18 protein-coding genes and 1 tRNA gene are annotated in these 19,231 nt (G+C 72.1%); 14 read left to right on the top strand and 5 right to left on the bottom strand.

Annotated elements, in window-relative coordinates; genetic code table 11:
• Window positions 1–58 precede the first annotated feature (58 nt).
• Window positions 59–832: a hypothetical protein gene (locus ACPWUT_RS07970; RefSeq protein ID WP_284527438.1), complete on the top strand. Its 774-nt coding sequence runs from the start codon at window positions 59–61 to the stop codon at window positions 830–832.
• 78 nt (window positions 833–910) lie between these two features.
• On the opposite strand, the gene ACPWUT_RS07965 is transcribed toward ACPWUT_RS07970, so the two are convergent.
• The gene (locus ACPWUT_RS07965; protein ID WP_425836331.1) at window positions 911–2,752 is read right to left on the bottom strand and encodes a hypothetical protein; all 1,842 of its coding nucleotides are present in this window, start codon (window positions 2,750–2,752) and stop codon (window positions 911–913) included.
• Window positions 2,753–3,099: 347 nt separating this feature from the next.
• On the opposite strand from ACPWUT_RS07965, the gene ACPWUT_RS07960 reads away from it, so the two are divergent.
• Genes ACPWUT_RS07960 through ACPWUT_RS07945 form a run of 4 tightly spaced genes read left to right on the top strand, consistent with a single transcriptional unit; the run spans window position 3,100 to window position 7,183 of the window.
• Window positions 3,100–3,882 carry a DeoR/GlpR family DNA-binding transcription regulator gene (locus tag ACPWUT_RS07960; RefSeq protein ID WP_284527436.1) on the top strand — a complete coding sequence of 261 codons (783 nt, stop codon included), beginning with the start codon at window positions 3,100–3,102 and terminating at the stop codon, window positions 3,880–3,882.
• The gene (locus ACPWUT_RS07955; RefSeq protein WP_425836327.1) at window positions 3,879–4,829 is read left to right on the top strand and encodes a 1-phosphofructokinase family hexose kinase; all 951 of its coding nucleotides are present in this window, start codon (window positions 3,879–3,881) and stop codon (window positions 4,827–4,829) included. The genes ACPWUT_RS07960 and ACPWUT_RS07955 overlap by 4 nt, the downstream gene beginning before the upstream one ends.
• Before the next feature lie 25 nt (window positions 4,830–4,854).
• Complete coding sequence (locus ACPWUT_RS07950) at window positions 4,855–6,882, top strand: PTS fructose transporter subunit IIABC (RefSeq protein WP_284527434.1); 2,028 nt, start codon at window positions 4,855–4,857, stop codon at window positions 6,880–6,882.
• A 31-nt stretch (window positions 6,883–6,913) separates the two neighbouring features.
• Window positions 6,914–7,183, top strand: coding sequence for an HPr family phosphocarrier protein (locus tag ACPWUT_RS07945; RefSeq protein WP_284527433.1), 270 nt, complete (start codon window positions 6,914–6,916; stop codon window positions 7,181–7,183).
• Between the two features lie 67 nt (window positions 7,184–7,250).
• Here ACPWUT_RS07945 and ACPWUT_RS07940 read toward each other — a convergent pair whose 3' ends face one another.
• Window positions 7,251–7,889 carry an MBL fold metallo-hydrolase gene (locus ACPWUT_RS07940; protein WP_284527432.1) on the bottom strand — a complete coding sequence of 213 codons (639 nt, stop codon included), beginning with the start codon at window positions 7,887–7,889 and terminating at the stop codon, window positions 7,251–7,253.
• 144 nt (window positions 7,890–8,033) lie between these two features.
• Here ACPWUT_RS07940 and ACPWUT_RS07935 point away from each other — a divergent pair.
• A tRNA-Glu gene (locus ACPWUT_RS07935) sits at window positions 8,034–8,109 on the top strand.
• A gap of 52 nt (window positions 8,110–8,161) precedes the next feature.
• On the opposite strand, the gene ACPWUT_RS07930 is transcribed toward ACPWUT_RS07935, so the two are convergent.
• Both ACPWUT_RS07930 and ACPWUT_RS07925 read right to left on the bottom strand, forming a co-directional pair.
• Window positions 8,162–9,325, bottom strand: a complete 1,164-nt coding sequence (locus ACPWUT_RS07930) for a DUF4349 domain-containing protein (RefSeq protein WP_425836322.1) — start codon at window positions 9,323–9,325, stop codon at window positions 8,162–8,164.
• The gene (locus tag ACPWUT_RS07925; protein ID WP_284527430.1) at window positions 9,322–9,882 is read right to left on the bottom strand and encodes an RNA polymerase sigma factor; all 561 of its coding nucleotides are present in this window, start codon (window positions 9,880–9,882) and stop codon (window positions 9,322–9,324) included. The genes ACPWUT_RS07930 and ACPWUT_RS07925 overlap by 4 nt, the downstream gene beginning before the upstream one ends.
• A gap of 218 nt (window positions 9,883–10,100) precedes the next feature.
• Between ACPWUT_RS07925 and ACPWUT_RS07920 the strand changes: the two genes are divergently transcribed.
• The 7 genes from ACPWUT_RS07920 to ACPWUT_RS07890 all read left to right on the top strand — a co-directional run bounded on the left by ACPWUT_RS07920 (window position 10,101) and on the right by ACPWUT_RS07890 (window position 17,721).
• A complete protein-coding gene (locus tag ACPWUT_RS07920; protein WP_425836319.1) occupies window positions 10,101–11,222 on the top strand; it encodes a TerC family protein in 1,122 nt (373 codons plus the stop codon).
• A gap of 126 nt (window positions 11,223–11,348) precedes the next feature.
• Window positions 11,349–12,809, top strand: a complete 1,461-nt coding sequence (leuC, locus tag ACPWUT_RS07915) for a 3-isopropylmalate dehydratase large subunit (protein WP_425836316.1) — start codon at window positions 11,349–11,351, stop codon at window positions 12,807–12,809.
• Entirely contained in the window at window positions 12,809–13,405 is a 597-nt protein-coding gene (gene leuD, locus ACPWUT_RS07910) for a 3-isopropylmalate dehydratase small subunit (RefSeq protein ID WP_425836313.1), read from the top strand. The genes leuC and leuD overlap by 1 nt, the downstream gene beginning before the upstream one ends.
• A gap of 66 nt (window positions 13,406–13,471) precedes the next feature.
• The gene (murA, locus tag ACPWUT_RS07905; RefSeq protein ID WP_284527426.1) at window positions 13,472–14,845 is read left to right on the top strand and encodes a UDP-N-acetylglucosamine 1-carboxyvinyltransferase; all 1,374 of its coding nucleotides are present in this window, start codon (window positions 13,472–13,474) and stop codon (window positions 14,843–14,845) included.
• Window positions 14,846–14,851: 6 nt separating this feature from the next.
• Complete coding sequence (locus ACPWUT_RS07900; protein WP_284527425.1) at window positions 14,852–15,610, top strand: lysophospholipid acyltransferase family protein; 759 nt, start codon at window positions 14,852–14,854, stop codon at window positions 15,608–15,610.
• A complete protein-coding gene (locus tag ACPWUT_RS07895) occupies window positions 15,600–16,736 on the top strand; it encodes an NAD(P)H-dependent glycerol-3-phosphate dehydrogenase (protein ID WP_284527424.1) in 1,137 nt (378 codons plus the stop codon). The genes ACPWUT_RS07900 and ACPWUT_RS07895 overlap by 11 nt, the downstream gene beginning before the upstream one ends.
• Window positions 16,636–17,721, top strand: a complete 1,086-nt coding sequence (locus tag ACPWUT_RS07890) for a D-alanine--D-alanine ligase family protein (RefSeq protein ID WP_284527423.1) — start codon at window positions 16,636–16,638, stop codon at window positions 17,719–17,721. Before ACPWUT_RS07895 ends, ACPWUT_RS07890 begins: the two co-directional genes overlap by 101 nt.
• Before the next feature lie 3 nt (window positions 17,722–17,724).
• Here the strand turns inward: ACPWUT_RS07890 and ACPWUT_RS07885 are convergent, their stop codons facing one another.
• A complete protein-coding gene (locus ACPWUT_RS07885) occupies window positions 17,725–18,204 on the bottom strand; it encodes a DUF3515 family protein (RefSeq protein WP_425836307.1) in 480 nt (159 codons plus the stop codon).
• 22 nt (window positions 18,205–18,226) lie between these two features.
• Here ACPWUT_RS07885 and thiL point away from each other — a divergent pair, with 22 nt between their 5' ends.
• Window positions 18,227–19,210, top strand: coding sequence for a thiamine-phosphate kinase (thiL, locus tag ACPWUT_RS07880; RefSeq protein ID WP_425836304.1), 984 nt, complete (start codon window positions 18,227–18,229; stop codon window positions 19,208–19,210).
• Window positions 19,211–19,231 lie beyond the last annotated feature (21 nt).

The following is a 19,231-nucleotide window of genomic DNA, read 5'->3' as shown; positions in this document are numbered from 1 at the left end:
CTTGCCTAAGTCGGACCTGTAAAAACTTCGCTGGTCCGCGGAAAGGGCATGATTCGTCATGGGTTACATCAAGAGCGCTGCTCTGGAGGAGACGGGATACGTCGTCCTCGACCGCTACAACAAGCAGATCGACCCCAAGGAGTGGCTCGACGTCGAGTACGTCGACTGGAAGTCCTCGGGTGACACGCGCTTCGCGCCGCTGGCCTCGGCCAAGGGCGAGATCGAGTGCAACGGCTTCTGGAACCACAAGCCGCCGCGCACCGACAAGGACGGCGTGTGGATCGACTCGCAGACTGCGATCGCGCCGACGCTCACCGAGCGCGCCCTCGAGCCCGGCGCGAACGTCGGCCGCTGCCGCATCATCGAGCTCCAGCCGAACACGTACGCCGACTGCCTGTACAACCTGCACCAGGACGACAACAACCGCCTCAACCCCGACGGCACGGGCTGGGTGGTCCGCAGCTTCTTCAACCTCACCGACGACAAGGACAGCTTCTTCGTCCTGCGTGAGAACCGCACCGATCCGAGCGAGGAGACGCGCATCGCCCTCCCGGCCGGCGCGCAGCTCATCATCGACACGCAGCGCCTGTGGCACGCCGCCACGCACTACGGCGACTCGCCGCGCTACTGCCTCATCACGTCGTGGACGAGCGGTCCGGAGCTCGACGCGTACATCGAGAAGTACAACGGCGTGAACCGCGTCGAGAGCTTCCCGGTCGACCAGGAGACGCTGGACGCCGGTCAGGCCGAGCAGGCGCGCCGTCTCGCAGCCCGTGCGGCGGCCCTCGCCGCCCGCGGTCAGAAGGAAGTGACGGTGATGAGCGAGGCCTGAGCCTCGATCCACCGGACGAAGGCCCCGACCTCACGGTCGGGGCCTTCGCTGTTGCGGGGGTCTGCCTCTAGGGGCGGATCACGCCGTCGCGAGCGCGGCGACCCGACCGCGGTGTGCGATCCGGTGACCGATCCAGAAACCGGCGGCGATGAGCGCCGCCAGGAGGACGCCGAGGAGCCAGGGCATCAGCGTCGGTGCAGCGCCGGTGGTCGCCGAGGCGAGCTCCCCGGTGCCCGCGGCGATCTGACCGTTGCCGTCGGCGAGGGAGGCGCTGCCTGTCGCGAGCTCACCCGAGCCGTCTGCCAGCTGGGTTGATCCGTCGGCCACGGCGGCTGCGCCGGAGGAGAGGCGGGAGACGCCGTCGGCGAGGGACGACGCACCCTCCGACAGGGCGACCGTGCCGTCTGCCAGTTCCGATGCGCCTGTCGAGAGACGCGTCGCCCCCGCGCTCAGGGCGGAGGTTCCCGCACTCAGCGAGGTCGCGCCTTCGGCCAGCGTGCGCGTGCCCGAGGCCAGGCTGCCGGCGCCCGCGGAGAGGGTGCGGGTGCCGTCCGCCAGCGAGGCGGCGCCGCCGGCGAGCGTATCGCTGCCGTCCGCGAGCGCGCCCGCGCCGCCCGCGAGGCTGCGGGTCCCGCTCGCGAGGTCGCCGGCGCCGTCGGCGAGGGTGGTCGTCCCGGCGGCGAGCGCCGCCGCTCCGCCCGAGAGCTCCTTCGTGCCGTCGGAGAGCGCGCGTGCGCCGGTGCTCAGCGCGGACACGCCCTCGGCCAGGTCGGCGGCTCCCTGTGCGAGTGCGGGAGCGCCGCGGTCCGCGTCGGCCAGAGCGACGGTCCCGGGCCATCCGCGGGAGGAGTCGCCGTTGATGAGCGCGCTCACGCCCGCCTTGACCTGTGCGGCACCGCCGGAGGCCTGCATGAGTCCGTGAGCGAGCGCGGGAGCGCTCTTCGCGGGTGCGCCCAGCGCATCGACCTGCTGGTCGAGGCCGGCGGCGAGCTGTGCGAGCGGCTCGAGCGAGGGGTCGGACTGCGCGAGTCCCGCCAGCGCGTCCGCAAGGGTCTGCGCGTTGCCGGCCGCACCGTCGGCGAGGCCGGAGATCGCGGTCTGCGAGCCCGCGAGGGTCTGCACGTCGGCGGTCACCGTGCTCGACAGCAGGGCGGCGAAGTCGCTCGCGCCGCTGTAGACACCGCGGGCGTAGGTGTCGGCTCCGACCACCCCGGTGGCGAGCGCTGCGGTCTTCTGCGCGAGCGTCTCCGCTCCCGCGACCGCAGCGGCGGCGCCGGCGGCGAGGCTCTCGGCCCCGGCGGCGGCGCGCACCGCGCCGGCGGAGAGCGTGCCCGCTCCCGCCGCGAGCTGGGTCGCGCCACCGCTGACGCGGGCGGCGCCCGCGGCCGCGGCCGAGGCGCCGTCGGACACCTTGCCCGCGCCCGCGGCGATGTCGGCCGCGCCGCTGCGCACCCGCACCGCGCCGGATGCCGCGGAGGCGGCGCCCGCGGCGAGGCGGTCGGCCCCGGCGGCCGCCGATCCGGCGCCGGCGCTCAGCCGGCCGGCACCTGCGGCGGCCGATGCGGCGCCCTCGGTGAGCGTGGCGGCGCCGTCAGCGAGGGTCCGGGCCCCCGTGGACGCGCGCCCGGCGCCCGCGCTGAGATCGGAGGCGCCGTCCGCCGCCGCGACGGCGCCCGCGCCGAGCTCTTCCGCTCCCGCGGCCAGGTCGCCCGCGCCGCGCGCCAGGCGCGCTGCGCCGTCGGTGACCTGACGGGAGCCGTCGTCGGCCTGGCTGGCGCCGGCGTCCAGGCGCACCGCGCCGTCGGCGATCTTCCCGATGGTGGTGAAGTACAGGATCGTCATGGCGGCCAGCAGCACGCCGAGCACGATCACGGTGATGCGCATGCCCAGACCGTGGACGTGTGCAGGGGTTCTCGTCATTGAGGACTCCATCGTGAGGGCCTGCCGAGGGCAGGCGCGAGGACGCTCCAGGGGGACCCGTCGACGCCGGTCTTCGGGGGACCGGACTCCCGGTGAGCGTCGCTGCGCACCGTGGATGTGTCGTGAAGCGTGACGACGCTAACAGCCCGTCGGGGCGATGCCGGGGACGCCGGCGATGTTCTGCGCGGTGGCACCAAGTCTCACGCAAGGTGGCGCTGAGTGTCTTGTAGACCATTCACAAAACGAGCCCGGGGCGCACGCGAAGCGGGCCCACCCGGCGGCGACGTGCTGGCTGTTGTGATATGTGGGACTGTGTTGTAATGTGTGGCTTGTTCGAGGAGGACCACATGTACGCAACGGAGCGCCAGCAGCAGATCGAGCAGCTCATCGCCGCCGACGGTCGTGTCGCAGTGGTCGACCTCGCCGATCGCTTCGGGGTCACCACCGAGACCGTGCGCCGCGACCTCGCGCACCTCGAGCGCACCGGACTCGTGCGCCGGGTGCACGGCGGCGCCGTCAGCCGCTCCCGCGTCAGCACCGTCGAGTCCTCGTTCGCCGAGCGCGCCGGCGTGCGCAGCGGCGCCAAGCAGGCGATCGCGCAGGCCGCCGTGGAGCTACTCGGCTCCGGCCTCGACGGCGCCGTGTACCTCGACGCCGGCACGACAACCGCGGCGATCGCGCAGATCCTCGCCCGCGAGAGCCGGGTCGCCGGAGCTCTCGAAGTGGTGACCCACTCGATGACCGTCGCCCACACCCTCGCCGGGGTGCCGCACCTGGGGCTCACCGCCATCGGCGGGCGCGTCCGCGGACTCACGGCCGCTGCGGTCGGGGCGCAGACGGTCGAGGCCGTCTCGCGCCTGCGGCCGGACACGGCCTTCGTCGGCGTGAACGGCATCTCCGGTGCATTCGGTCTCAGCACTCCCGACCCCGACGAGGCCGCCGTCAAGCGCGCCATCGTCGCCGCAGCCCGCCGGATCGTCGTCGTCGCCGACGCGGAGAAGTTCGACGCCGAGCTGCTCGTGTCCTTCGCACCGCTGGCCGCCGTCGACGTGCTCATCACCGACGCCGCGCCGGACGGCGAACTCGCCCGCGCGCTGGACGAGGCCGATGTGGAGGTCCTCGTCGCATGATCGTCACCGTCACCACCAACCCGTCGCTCGATCGCACGATCAGCCTCGGCGAGCCGTTGCGCGTGGGCGAGGTGCAGGCGGCCATCGGCGGCCGGGAGGACGCCGGGGGCAAGGGCATCAACGTCGCCCGCGTGATCGCCGCCGCCGGCCACCCCACGGTGGCCGTGCTCCCGCTCGACGAGAGCGACCCGTTCGCCGCGGCGCTGCGCGGCGCGCGGCTTCCTGTCCGGACGGTCCGCGTCCACGGGCCCGCGCGCGCCAACATCACGATCGCCGATCCCGAGGGCGTCACGACCAAGCTCAACCTTCCGGGTATCGCGCTCACCGAGGCCGATGCCCAGGCTCTCACCGACGCGGTGGTCGAGACCTCGGGCGGGGCCGACTGGCTCGTGCTGGCGGGGTCGCTGGCGCCGGGACTGCCCGCCGACTACTACGTGCGCGTCATCCATGCCGTCCGCGACCGCTGGGGTGCCCACGCGCCGGCGATCGCGGTCGACACCTCGGGGCCGGCCCTGCACGCCGTCGTGTCCGACGGCGGCGCCGACCTCATCAAGCCCAACGAGGACGAGCTCGCCGAGCTCGCCGGCGTCGCCCTCGACCCCGGCGCGCCCCTGGCCGACGCCGTCCTGGCCGTGGCGCGTCGCCTCGTCCCCGGGCAGGTCCGTGCCGCCTTCGTCACGCTCGGCGGTGAGGGCGCGGTCCTCGTCACCGCGGACGGCGCGTGGCACGGCACGCCGCCCCCGATCCAGGTGCGCAGCACCGTGGGAGCGGGGGACAGCTCGCTGGCCGGCTTCCTGCTCGCCGTCGCCGCGGGCGCGGAGCCCGCCGACCGCGTGCGCGGCGGCATCCGCTACGGGTCCGCTGGCGCCTCGCTGCCGGGCACCCAGCCGCCCACCCCCGCAGACCTTCCCCCCGGCGACGTGCCGGTCCGTCCGCTCCTCACCTAAGACAAATCGACCACTGGAGGTCACCGTGTCAGAGATCATCACCGCGGCTCTCGTCAGTCTCGACGAGCCGCTCGGCGCAGACAAGCGCGCCGTCATCGACGCCCTCGCGGCGCGCGTCGCCGCGCAGGGGCGCGCCACCGACGCCGGCGCGCTGGCGCGAGACGCCTGGGCGCGAGAGGAGAAGGACGAGACCGGACTCCCCGGCGGCATCGCCATCCCCCACGCGAAGAGCGCGGCCGTCACCGAGGCGACCCTCGCCTTCGCGCGTCTGAAGCCGGGCGTCGACTTCGGCGCCCCCGACGGTCCGGCTGACCTCGTGTTCCTGATCGCGGCCCCCGACACCGCCGCGGAGGAGCACCTCGCCGTGCTGTCGAAGCTCGCGCGCAGCTTCATGCGCGACGACTTCACCGCGGGGCTCCGCTCGGCGAGCACCGCCGAGGAGATCGTCGCCCTCGTGCGCGCCGCCGTCTCTGACGCACCCCCGGCCGCGGCCGCGGCTCCCTCCGCGGCCGCTGCAGATGCGGCGCACCAGATCGACGGCCGTCCGGCCCGCATCGTCGCGGTCACGGCGTGCGCCACGGGGATCGCCCACACCTTCATGGCGGCCGACGCGCTGTCGGCCGCGGGCGCCAAGGAGGGCGTCGACCTGGTCGTCGAGCCCCAGGGCTCCAGCGGGTACAAGGCGATCGATCCCGCCATCATCGATCAGGCCGACGCGGTGATCTTCGCCGTGGACGTCGACGTGCGCGAGCAGCAGCGCTTCGCGGGCAAGCCCGTCGTCCGCTCGGGGGTGAAGCGAGGGATCGAGCAGCCCGCGCAGCTCATCGCCGAGGCGGTGGCGGCGGCGAAGAACCCCGGGGCGGCCCGCGTGAGCGCGGCCGCGGCGACCGGTGCGACCGCCACGGCGGCGCCGACCTCCCTCGGCGGGAGCGTCAAGCGGGCCCTCCTCACCGGTGTCAGCTACATGATCCCGTTCGTCGCCGGCGGCGGCCTCCTCATCGCCCTCGGCTTCCTCCTGGGCGGCTACGAGATCGCCTTCAACGCCGACGACGTCCTGGCGTCCTCGACCCTCTGGGCGCTCGGCGACAACTCGCTGGCCGTCTACCTGGGCGCCGTGGCGTTCAAGATCGGTGGCCTGTCCTTCGGCTTCCTCGTGCCGGCGCTGGCGGGCTACATCGCCTACGGCATGGCCGACCGCCCGGGCATCGCGCCCGGCTTCGTCGCCGGTGCGGTGGCCGCGTTCATGGGCGCCGGCTTCCTCGGCGGCATCGTCGGCGGTCTGCTCGCCGGTCTGGCCGCCTGGTGGCTCAACCGCCTCGAGGTCCCGCGCTGGCTGCGCGGCCTGATGCCGGTCGTCATCATCCCGCTCCTGGCCTCGATCTTCGCCTCGGGCCTGCTGCTGATGGTCCTCGGCGGCCCGATCGCGTGGCTCATGACGGTCCTCAACGACTGGCTCGGCAGCCTCACCGGCGCGGGCGTCGTGATCCTCGGCGTGATCCTCGGCCTCATGATGTGCTTCGACCTCGGCGGGCCCGTCAACAAGGTCGCGTACGGCTTCGCGACGGCGAACCTCGCCGCCGGGATCGCCGGCGACGAGCGCTACCTGCAGATCATGGCGGCGGTCATGGCTGCGGGCATGGTGCCGCCCCTCGCGATGGCGCTGGCCTCCACGGTGCTCGACCGGAAGCTGTTCACCGAGCCGGAGCGCGAGAACGGCAAGGCGGCCTGGCTGCTGGGGGCCGCCTTCATCTCGGAGGGCGCGATCCCGTTCGCCGCCGCCGACGTCCTGCGCGTGATCCCCGCGGCGATGGTGGGCGGCGCGGTCACCGGAGCACTGTCGATGGCGTTCGCCGTGACCTCCAAGGCCCCGCACGGCGGTGTGTTCGTGTTCTTCGCGATCGACAACTTCTGGCTGTGGGTGCTCTCGATCGCGATCGGCACCGTCGTCAGCGCCGTGCTCGTCGTGCTGCTCAAGCGCTTCGCGCACCGCCGCCCTGCCGCGGAGGTTATCGACGGGAATGCCGAGGTGCCGGCCACCGCCGTCACGGCATAGGCTCGTAGTCACCGATCCAAGGAGGAACACCATGGCAGAACGCACCGCCACCGTCGCGAGCAGCTCCGGGCTGCACGCCCGCCCCGCCAAGCTCTTCGTCCAGGCGGTCCAGGCGACCGGTGTGCCCGTGACGATCGCCGTGGAGGGCGGTCCCGACCTGAACGCCGGCAGCATCCTGACGCTGATGGGCCTCGGGGCGACGCAGGGCACGGTCGTCACCCTCAAGGCGGAGGGGGAGGGCGCCGAAGAGGCGCTGGACTCCCTGGTCGCGTTCCTGGAGACGGACCACGACGCCGAGTGATCCTCAGAGCGAAAGACGGATGCCGCGGAGCGAGAGCCCGCGGCATCCGTCTTTTCCCGTACGGGGGCTAGAGGTCGATGCTCTCGCCGGGCTCGAGCGCGACGAACTCGCCGCCGCCCTGCTCGGTCGCCCAGGTCAGGCGCTGACGGTGCATGTCCAGGCCGATGCGCGAGAGCGTCATCTCGTGCGTGCCGAAGGCGCGCCGCGGCGCCACCTCCAGCACGAAGTCCATCGCCTCGCCGATCTTCAGCCAGGGGGCGCCGATGGGAGCGGCCAGCAGTCCGACCTCGACGCCCGCGGGCACCGCGTACGAGTCGCCCGGGTAGTAGAACGTGCCGTCGACGAGGACGCCCACGTTGTCGACGGTCGGCATCGAGGAGTGGATCACGTTGTGGGTGCCGCCGAAGAACTCGAGCGTGAAGGGCTCGACGTCGACGCGGTCGCCGGGGGAGACCACGGAGATCCGGAAGCCGGCGGCCGCCGCCGCCACGCCGGCGGGAGCGTAGATGGGCACGTCGGGGAAGGCGTCGACGATCCGCTGCAGATGCTCGGGCGTCCAGTGGTCGGGGTGCTCGTGCGTGAGCACCACACCGACGACACGGCGCAGATCGTGGAGGGGGAGGGTGAAGCCGCCGGGATCGACGAGGAGCGTACGACCCTCGGATTCGATGCGGAGGCAGGCATGTTCGTGCTTCGTGACGCGCATCCCCTCAGTCAACGCGCCCCGAGGGTCGGAGTCAACGACGCGCACGGTGCGTCGGAGTCGGCGTGCCGCGGCCTCCCGTCGCGGGTGCGGCCTCGATTTGGACGAGGCGCGGAGACCATGGCATAATCGAACGGTTGCCTGATCGGCCCCATCGTATAGCGGCCTAGTACGCCGCCCTCTCACGGCGGTAACGCGGGTTCGAATCCCGCTGGGGTCACCAACACACGAAACGCCCGTCCACTGGACGGGCGTTTCGTGGTCTCCGGCGGCGTTCAGCCGGCCGGGGGAGCGTCCGAATCGGGCGTGCCGGCAGCGGCGGCCGCGGTTCGCCGCCGTCGGATCGCTCGGCGGACGCCCCACACGATCGTCGCGGCGACGGCGATGACGGCGAGCCAGGGGAGAAGGAACCCCAGCGCGATGACGAGACCGTTGAGCGTCGCCACGAGCCCGCCCCAGCCCGCCGCGATACCGTCGCCGAACCCGGCGGGGTCGGCCGTCACGACGGGGCTCGGCTCGAACAGCGAGACCGTGAGCGTCGACATCCCGACCTGCTCGTCGAGGTACTTCAGCTGCTGCTGGTAGGCCTCGAGGTCGGACTGGCGCGTCGCGAGCGCGTCCTCGGCGGCGATGAGATCGGCGGTGGACTCCGCCTCGCCGACGAGATCCGTCAGGCGGGCCACCGACGCCTCCAGCGCCTCGACACGGGCGCGCAGGTCGATCGCCTCCGACGTCACGTCGCGGCGGTCGATCTGCGAGGCGGTGACCTCTCCGACGTCCGACAGCGCGGCGGTCACGTCGGCGAGCTCGGCCGCCGGCACGCGGACGGTGATCCACGCGCTCGACGGCGACGGCGTCGTCACGGCATCGCCGCCCATCCCGTCGTCGACCATCCCTCCGTCGACCATGTCGTCGTAGGGGACCGCTCGCTCACCGCCCACGCTCATCGCCTCGACGTAGCCGCCCGCGCCCGTCGCGAGTTCGCCGACCCGGGTCGCAGCCGCCTCGGCGTCCGCCACGCGGACGGTGGCCGAGGCGGTCGCGATGATCTCTCGCGCGGTGCCCGACTCCTCGGAAGCGCCCTCGCCGGACATCGTGCCGTTTCCGCCCTGATCGACCGCGCCGCCGAGATCCCCGCCGTCGGCAGGGGCGATGTCGGGGGCGCCCTCTGCGGTCGACGCGTCGCTTCCGCCTCCCATCCCGCCGATGATCGCCGGCATCGACGGCGCGAGCACGGCGGCGATGACGATGACGGCGGCGGCGCCCCCGGCTCCGAGCCACAGCCGCCCGCGCCGCGCACGTCGCGCGCGCTCCTGTGCCGCGACGTCGCGCTGTCGCTCCCGTCCGATCGCCCGGAAGAGCACGCCCTCGATCTCGTCGATGCGCGCGTCGCTGAGTTCGGGCAGCGTCACGTCCTCGGTGTCCATGTCCTCGTTCACGTCCCCTCCGGTTCGACGGCGGTCCGCAACTGGGTGCGGATCCGGGAGAGGCGATTGCGGACGACACCATGGGTCACGCCGAGCTGCTCGGCGGCGGCCTGATACGCGTATCCCTCGGCGGCGCACAGCCGGAAGATCTGCTGATCCAGGGGACTGAGCGTGGCGACCTCGCGCAGGATGCGGTCCACCAGCTGCGACGTGACCACCTGCTGCTCGACGTCGACGGTCGACGGGAGCGTCTCCTCGACGGCGGCGGCGGTGTGGGTGCGGTCGCGCTGCTGGCGGCGGATGCGGTTGGCGGACTGGAAGCGGCAGATGGTGACCAGCCAGGGCAGCAGCGAGTCGCCCGCCAGTTCCATGCCGGGCAGCTTCCGCCACGCGGCCAGGAACGTCTCCTGGGTCACCTCCTCGGCGTCGGCGGGGTTTCCCACCAGGCCGTGCGCGATCCAGTAGACCGGCCGCACGTAGGTGCGGTAGATCGTGCGGAAGGCGTGCTCGCTGCCGCTCGCCGCCGCAGCGACGAGTTCGGCGTCGCTGCGCTCCGACGGCTCGGTCATGGTGTTCATATCGTCTCTCAGCACAGGAGTGTCGGCAATGAGCCGATGGTCTCAGCGTGTCCTCCGCCCCGGCCGCGGGGCGGTACTCTGTCAGGGCGAGAGGGAGTATCCCGGCCTCGCGCGTCCGTCATCACGGACCCCACCGTCGGGGGCCCGGGCGCGCGCCGCTTCGGCGGGGGAGAGACTTTCGGCGTTCCGTCACCCTCTGAAAGGCCCGTATGGACCTCGACCTCCCCATCTGGTTCGAGATCGGCTCGCTCGTCGTGCTGACCTTGATCCTCGCCGCCGATCTGCTCATCATCCTGAAGCGTCCGCACATCCCGTCCACGCGGGAGTCGACGCTGTGGGTGGTCTTCTACGTCACGCTGGCGCTGGTGTTCGCGCTGCTGATGTGGATCTTCGCCGGGGGAGAGTTCGCCGGCCAGTTCGTCGCGGGATGGCTGACGGAGTACAGCCTGTCGATCGACAACCTGTTCGTGTTCGTGCTCATCATGAGCCAGTTCTCGGTGCCCCGCCGCTACCAGCAGGAAGTCCTGATGGTCGGCATCATCATCGCGCTCGTCCTGCGCGGCCTCTTCATCCTGGCGGGCGCCGCGATCATCGAGCAGTTCAGCTGGGTGTTCTACATCTTCGGCGCGTTCCTGGTGTGGACGGCGTGGCGGCAGGCCTTCCCGGGCGGCACCCACGACGACGACGCGCAGCGCGAGAACTTCATCGTGCGGCTGCTGCGCCGCACGATCGACATCTCCGACGAGTACGACGGCGCGAAGGTGCGGACCGTCGTCGACGGCAAGAAGATCTTCACGCCGATGATCATCGTGTTCGCGGCGATCGGCGTCACCGATCTGCTGTTCGCCATCGACTCGATCCCGGCGATCTTCGGCATCACGCAGAGCCCGTTCATCGTCTTCACGGCGAACATCTTCGCCCTGATGGGACTGCGCCAGCTCTACTTCCTGCTCGGCGACCTCCTGGACCGGCTGCGCTACCTGCATTACGGCATCGCCTTCATCCTGGCCTTCATCGGCGTCAAGCTGGTGCTGCACGCCATGCACGTGAACGAGCTGCCCTTCATCAACGGCGGCGAGCACATCGAGTGGGCGCCCGAGATCTCCACGTGGATGTCGCTGGGCGTGATCGTCGTCTCGATGGCGGTCGCGACCGTCGCCAGCCTGGTGGCCTCGGCGCGCGAGCGTGCGGCGGTGCCGGTCGGCGCCGCGGCCGGCGAACCGGCGGAGTCGACCCCGGTGGCCGCCGCGGAGGTCGTCGCCGAGGAGAAGGGCACGCCGCCGACGGTGGCCGACCCGCACGCGCCCGAGCCGGACGACCGCCGGTCGTGAAGTGGTAATCTGAGCCGATGCGGTTGGCTCGTCTTCTCCTTAGCGGCCGCGACGAGATCTCGTTCTGAGCCCTCTCTCGTCGCGGAGTCCGTCGCGGGCACACCCCCATCCTGGAGTACGAGACACATGAGCACTTCGATTCCCGATCGCCCGCGCACCCTGGCCGAGAAGGTCTGGGACGACCACCTGGTCGTCAAGGGAGATGACGGCGAGCCCGACCTCCTCTACATCGACCTCCACCTCGTGCACGAGGTGACGAGCCCGCAGGCCTTCGACGGGCTGCGGGCCGAGGGCAGGCCGGTGCGGCGCCTCGATCTCACGATCGCGACCGAGGACCACAACACCCCGACTCTCGACATCGACAAGCCGATCGCCGACCTCACCAGTCGCACGCAGATCGAGACGCTGCGGCGCAACGCCGCCGAGTTCGGCGTCCGGCTGCACTCGCTCGGCGACAAGGAGCAGGGCATCGTCCATGTCGTGGGTCCGCAGCTGGGCCTGACGATGCCGGGGATCACGGTCGTCTGCGGCGACTCCCACACGAGCACGCACGGCGCGTTCGGCGCGATGGCCTTCGGCATCGGCACGAGCGAGGTCGAGCACGTCCTCGCGACGCAGACCCTGCCGCTGAAGCCGTTCAAGACGATGGCGATCACGGTCGAGGGAGAGCTGAAGCCCGGCGTGAGCGCCAAGGACATCGTCCTCGCCATCATCGCGAAGATCGGCGCCAACGGCGGGCAGGGATACGTGCTCGAGTTCCGGGGCAGCGCGATCCGCGCGCTGTCGATGGAAGGCCGGATGACGATCTGCAACATGTCGATCGAAGCCGGCGCGCGGGCGGGCATGGTCGCCCCCGACGAGACGACCTTCGCGTACGTGAAGGGCCGACCCCATGCCCCGACCGGACAGGACTGGGAGGACGCCGTCGCCTACTGGCGCACGCTCCCGTCGGACGAGGGCGCCGTCTACGACGCCGAGGTGTTCCTCGACGCGAACGAGCTGGAGCCGTTCGTCACGTGGGGGACCAACCCGGGGCAGGGCGTGTCGCTGAGCGGCGTCGTGCCCGACCCCGCCTCGTTCGACGACCCCAACGAGCGCGCCGCCGCCGAGCGGGCGCTCGAGTACATGGACCTCGCCGCGGGGACGCCGCTGAAGGACGTCGCGGTCGACGCCGTGTTCATGGGCTCGTGCACCAACAGCCGGATCGAGGACCTGCGGCAGTTCGCGTCGATCATCCAGGGTCGGACCAAGGCCGAGGGCGTCCGCGTGATGGTCGTGCCCGGCTCGGCGCGCGTGCGGCTCGAGGCCGAGGCCGAGGGCCTGGACAAGATCATCACCGAGTTCGGCGCGGAGTGGCGGTTCGCCGGCTGCTCGATGTGCCTCGGCATGAATCCCGACCAGCTGGCGCCGGGCGAGCGCTGCGCGTCGACCAGCAACCGCAACTTCGAGGGCCGGCAGGGCAAGGGCGGGCGCACCCACCTCGTGTCGCCGCTCGTCGCCGCCTCGACCGCCGTGCTCGGCCGCCTCGCGAGCCCCAGCGATCTGCCCGCTCTCAGCCACGAACCGACGAAGGCGGAGGTCCGCTGATGGACGCGTTCACGTCCCACACCGGTGTCGCCGTCCCGCTGAAGCGGTCCGCCGTCGACACCGACCAGATCATCCCGGCCGTCTACCTCAAGCGCGTCACCAAGACGGGCTTCGACGACGCGCTCTTCGCCAACTGGCGGCAGGATCCCGCATTCGTGCTCAACCAGCCCGCCTACGCGGGGGCGAGCATCCTCGTCGCCGGCCCCGACTTCGGCACCGGCTCGAGCCGCGAGCACGCGGTGTGGGCACTGCGCGACTACGGGTTCTCCGTGGTTCTGAGCCCCAAGTTCGCCGACATCTTCCGCGGGAACGCGGGCAAGCAGGGACTCGTGACGGGCGTGGTGGGCGAGCCCGAGATCGAACGCATCTGGGCTGCGCTGGAGGCCGATCCCGGCGTCGAGATGACGGTCGACCTCGTTTCGCGCACCGCCCGTGTCGGTGAGTTCGAGACCGCTTTCGAGATCGACGATTACACTAGGTGGCGGCTCCTCGAAGGGCTCGACGACATCGGGCTCACGCTGCGCAATGAGGACAAGATCGCGCAGTTCGAGGCGCGCCGTGAGGCGTGGCGGCCACGGACGCTTCCTGTCCCGTAGCCCGAAGCACGCCCCTCACGACGGGGCACGCAGTCGTTTCCTCGAGATACAAGTGAGGTCCACCGGATGAACACCCTCCTGAGCGAGTCCGCCCCGTCGCCGTCGGAAGGCAGCGGCGAACCAGACGAGGTGACGGTGCTGACGATCCGGGGAGGACGGCCGCTGCGCGGCCGCGTGGACGTCAAGGGCGCCAAGAACCTCGCCACCAAGGCAATGGTGGCGGCGCTGCTCGGCGAGTCGGCGAGCGTGCTGCGCGACGTCCCCGAGATCAGCGACGTGCAGGTGGTGCGCTCGCTGCTCGAGGTCCACGGCGTCACCGTGGAGGACGACGGCGAAGGCGTGCTGCGGCTGGACCCGAGCGGGGCGGTCTCGGCTCACATGGAGGAGATCGACGCGCACGCCGGGGCGTCGCGCATCCCGATCCTGTTCTGCGGCCCGCTGCTGCACCTGCTCGGCCAGGCCTTCATCCCCGACCTCGGCGGCTGCCGCATCGGCGACCGCCCGATCGACTTCCACCTCGACGCCCTGCGGGCCTTCGGCGCCATCGTCGACAAGCTCCCGAGCGGGATCCGCCTGTCGGCGCCCGACGGGCTGCACGGCGCGAACATCGAGCTGCCCTACCCGAGCGTCGGCGCCACCGAGCAGGTGCTGCTCACCGCGGTGCGCGCGAAGGGCACGACCGAGCTGCGCAACGCCGCGATCGAGCCGGAGATCATGGACCTGATCGCGGTCCTGCAGAAGATGGGCGCGATCATCTCCTACGAGCCCAACCGCGTCATCTTCATCGAGGGCGTCGAGTCGCTGCGCGGCTACGACCACCGCTGCATCTTCGACCGCAACGAGGCCGCGTCGTGGGCGTGCGCCGCCCTCGCCACCGACGGGGACATCTTCGTCGCCGGCGCCAAGCAGCAGGAGATGCTCACCTTCCTGAACGTCTTCCGCAAGGCCGGCGGCGACTTCGACATCGCCGAGGACGGCATCCGCTTCCGCCGCGGCGGCGCGCTCAAGCCGGTGGTCGTCGAGACCGACGTGCACCCCGGCTTCATGACGGACTGGCAGCAGCCGCTCATCGTCGCGCTCACCCAGGCCGAGGGCGTCTCGACCGTGCACGAGACGGTGTACGAGAACCGCCTCGGCTTCACGCAGGCGCTCAACAAGATGGGCGCCGACATCGTCGTGCACCCCGAGGGCATCGCCTCTCCCGACCGCCGGGTCCCGCGCCGCGCGCTCGAGCAGGCGGCGGTCATCACCGGGCCCACGCCGCTGCACGGCGCCGACGTCGTGGTGCCCGACCTGCGCGGCGGCTACAGCTACGTCATCGCCGCTCTCGCCGCGGAGGGCGAGTCGATCATCCGCAACGTGGACATCATCCGCCGCGGGTACGAGAAGCTCTTCGACAAGCTGGCCGCCCTCGGCGCCGACTTCTCGGTCGCGGGCTAGGCCGCGATGGGAACGCGTCGCCGCGCGTCGGCGGAGAAGTCCCGGCCGAGTGCGTTCTGGCCGGCCGCCGCGGTGGTCATCCCGGCCGTGGGGTGGTTCGCGAAGATCGAGATCGAGGGCGGCGAGCACCTGCCCGAGTCGGGGGCGTACGTCCTCGCGCCGAACCACTACAGCGAGTTCGACCCGCTGATCACGGCCGTGGCCACCTGGCGGCTGGGCCGCGCCCCGCGGTTCATGGCCAAGGAGAGCCTGTTCCGCGTGCCCGTGCTGGGTGCGCTGCTGCGCGCCACCGGCATGATCCCGGTCGCACGCGCATCGACGGCGGCCGCCGCCAAGCAGACGATCACCCAGGCGAAGGAGCTGGTCGAGTCGGGCCGCGGCGTCATCGTCTATCCCGAGGGCTCGCTCACCCGCGACCCCGACATGTGGCCCATGCGCGGCAAGACCGGGGCGGTCCGCCTCGCCCTCGCCGGAGGCCTGCCCGTGATCCCCGTCGCGACCTGGGGTGTGCAGGAGATCATGCCGCGCTACGGCAAGCTGCGGCTGTTCCCGCCGCGCCGCCGCGTCCGCGTGCTGTTCGGCCCGGCGCTCGACCTCGAGGAGTACCGCGCCACGAGGACGGCGACGAACCTGGTGGCCGCCACCGACGTGGTCATGGCCGACATCTCGCGCCTGCTCGGCATCCTCCGCGGGCAGAACCCTCCCGCCGAGCGCTGGGACCCGAGCGTGCACGGCCAGAAGGAGACGGGCCGCCTTGAGTCGTAGGCAGGAGGGCGTGCGGCCGCGGGTGGCCGTCATCGGCGCCGGCAGCTGGGGGACCACCTTCGGCAAGGTGCTCGCCGACGGCGGCGCCGACGTCGTCATGTGGGCGCGGCGCGCAGAGCTCGCGCAGGAGATCCACGAGGGGCACCGCAACAGCGAGTACCTCCCCGGCGTGAACCTCCCGCGGAGCATGACCGCCACGACCCACCTGTCGGAGGCGCTCGAGGGCTCCACCCAGGTGTATCTGGCGATCTCCAGCCAGGCCCTGCGCCAGAACCTGAAGGCCGTGCGGCCGCTCGTCGCCCAGACGGGCGCGCCGATCGTGTCCCTCATGAAGGGGGTCGAGAAGCGGTCGGGGCTGCGGATGAGCCAGGTCATCGAGCAGGAGCTGCACTGCGATCCGGCGCGGATCGCCGTGGCCTCGGGCCCGAACCTCGCGCTCGAGATCGCACGCGAGCAGCCCACGGCGGCCGTCATCTCCTCCTCCAGCCGCGAGACGGCGGAGGCGGTCGCGCTGCGCGCGCGCAACGGCTACTTCCGCACCTTCGTGAACACCGATGTGGTGGGAACGGAGTTCGGCGGGGTGCTCAAGAACCTCATCGCCGTGGCGATCGGCATCGTCGACGGCGTCGGCTACGGCGAGAACACGAAGGCCTCGATCATCACCCGCGGGCTGGTGGAGATGACCGACTTCGCGGTCGCCCAGGGCGCCGAGCCCGAGACCCTGCAGGGACTGGCGGGCCTCGGCGACCTGATCGCCACCTGCCAGTCGCCGCTCAGCCGGAACAACACGGCCGGCCGGCTGCTGGGGCAGGGGTACAGCTTCCAGGACGTGGTCAAGCAGATGAACCAGACGGCGGAGGGTCTGGCCTCGGTGGCGCCGGTGCTGCAGCTGGCCCGCGAGGCGGGCGTGCAGATGCCGATCGTGGAGCAGGTCAAGATGGTTCTGGACGGAACGATGGATCCGCGCGACATCGCGCCTCATCTGACGACCGACGACGACAAGCCGAAGGGCGAGAGGACGCAGGATGGACAAGGCGGCAGTGGCGGTGCTCTTCGGAGGACGTTCGAGCGAGCACTCGATCAGCTCCGCCACGGCCGGAGGGGTCCTGCGCGCGATCGATCGTGATCGCTTCCGGGTGATCCCCATCGGCATCACCCGCGACGGCGCCTTCGTGCTCGAGGACGACGACCCCGACAAGTTCGCGCTGACAGCGGGGAGCCTCCCGGAGGTCGTCGACAACGGCACGCGCGTGCGCTGGCCGGACTCGACCCGGTCGCGCGAGCTGACGCTCGTCCGCGCCGACGGGTCGGAGGAGTCCCTCGGCGACGTCGACGTCGTCTTCCCGATCCTCCACGGCCGCTTCGGCGAGGACGGCACCGTGCAGGGGTTCCTGGAGCTGCTCGGTCTGCCCTACGTGGGCGCCGGGCTCCTGATGTCGGCGATCGGCATGGACAAGCACACCACGAAGAGCATCCTGAAGTCCGCCGGCGTGCCGGTGGTGCCCTGGGTCGCCTTCACGCGGAGCGATCTCTCCCGGGAGCGCGAGCTGTGGGAGCGGCGCGTGCGCGCGCTCGGCCTGCCGGTGTTCGTCAAGCCGGCCCGGGCCGGATCGAGCGTCGGCGTCTCGAAGGTCTCGGCGTGGGACGAGCTCGACGCGGCGCTCGATGTCGCGTTCGCAGAGGATGCCACCGTGCTCGTCGAGCAGTCGGTGACCGGCCGCGAGGTCGAGTGCGGAGTGCTCGAGGGACGTGATGGCGCCCCGCCGCGCGTGAGCGTCGCCGGGGAGATCGTGATCACCGGCCGCGAGTTCTACGACTTCGAGGCGAAGTATCTCGACGCGCCCGGCATCGACCTGGTGTGCCCGGCCGACCTCCGTCCCGGCGAGCTGGCGGAGATGCAGCGCGTCGCCGCGCGCGCGTTCGAGGCCGTCGGCGGCGAGGGGCTCGCGCGGGTGGACTTCTTCTTCACCGGCACGGAGTTCTTCGTCAACGAGGTGAACACCATGCCCGGGTTCACGCCGATCTCGATGTTCCCCAAGTGCTGGATCGCCTCGGGGCTGCCCTACGACGAGCTGCTCACCGAGCTCATCGACCTGGCGCGGGTGCGCTGAGGCTCAGGCGGACGGCCGGTCGGTGCATTCCGACTCGGTCGCCGGCAGCATCCGCACCGCCGACGACAGCGAGCCGAGCACCGAGCGTGCGCTGACCACGTCGTAGTCGAGGTAGACCTCGACCGCCGGGGTGCGGCCGAAGGTCGTGAACCGGTAGCGCGGCGCCTCGGTGTCGTCGATGAGCCAGTCGATGCCGTCCACGGTCTCGCACGGCAGCGTCGACGGCCCGGAGGGCTCGAGCCCGCAGGTGAGCAGCACGGTCGTGGGTGCCCCCCACGCACCGGTCGCCTGGGCGTCGGTCCAGACGCGCGGCTGGCCGTCGACCTCGGCGGGCAGCCGCACGGTCACCGCGGCGCAGTCCGGGGAGTCGGCTTCCGGTGCGGGCTGCATCGAGACGGTGGTGGCGCATCCCGTGAGGAGCACGACGGCGGCCACGGCGCCGACGACGGCCGCGGGCCGGAGCATGCGGCGGGTTCGGGTCACCCCCTCAGGCTACCGTGGACTCATGAGCGCACCTCACGGCCCGACCGTCGGCGACGTGTCCGAGGGGGAGCTCCTCGCGCACATCCTGGCGGAGCTGTCGGGCGCCTCCGCCGCCGTCGTCGGGCCGGGCGACGACGCGGCCGTGCTGGCTGCCCCGGGCGAGCGCGTGGTCGTCACCACGGACACCCTCGTGCACGGTCCGGACTTCCGGCTCGCCTGGTCGAGCGGCCACGACCTCGGCTTCAAGTCGGCGGCGGTGAACCTCGCCGATGTCGCCGCGATGGGGGCGCGGCCGACGGCCCTGTTCGTCGCCCTGGCGATGCCCGCCGACACGACCGTCGCCTTCGTGACGGAACTGGCGCGCGGCCTGCGCGCCGCCTGCGATCTGCTCGCCCCGGGATGCGCGGTGGAGGGCGGCGACCTGACGGCGTCGGACACGCTCACGATCGCCGTCACGGCCGTCGGCGTGCTCGAGGGCCGTGCGCCGGTCCTGCGCAGCGGCGCCCGCCCCGGCGACGTCGTGGCCGTCGCCGGCAGTCTCGGCGCCGCCGCGCGCGGCCTCGCCGTGCTCTTCGATCGATTCCGCGACCCGGACGGATTCCCCGTGCCGGTCGACCTCGGCGTCCTCGACGACGCGTCCCGCGCCGACCTCGTCGCGCAGCTCCGGCCGGAGCCGCCGGTCGGTCTCGGGCCGGTCGCCGCCGTCGCCGGGGCCACCGCCATGATGGACGTCTCGGACGGGCTGCTGCTGGATGCGACCCGCCTGGCAGACGCGTCGGGGGTCACCGTCGACCTCCGCGGCATCGCCGACGGTCCGCAGCTGCGCGGCGGAGAGGATCACGCGCTCCTGGCGGCCTTCCCCGAGGACGCGGCGCTGCCCGAGGGCTTCCGGGCCATCGGACGCGTCCGGGCCCGGGGGACGGCGCCTGTCACCGTGGACGGGGTGCCGCCGGCCGGTCCCGGCGGCTGGGATCCGCTGCGCGACTGGGATGCCGTCCGCGGCTGAACCGCCGGCATCGGCCGCGCG

Origin of the sequence: Microbacterium sp. PA5 (assembly GCF_049860775.1) — a bacterium.
Lineage (GTDB): Bacteria > Actinomycetota > Actinomycetes > Actinomycetales > Microbacteriaceae > Microbacterium.
The sequence above is the reverse complement of the archived record's forward strand: the minus strand, read 5'-3'. Positions and strand labels throughout refer to the sequence as shown.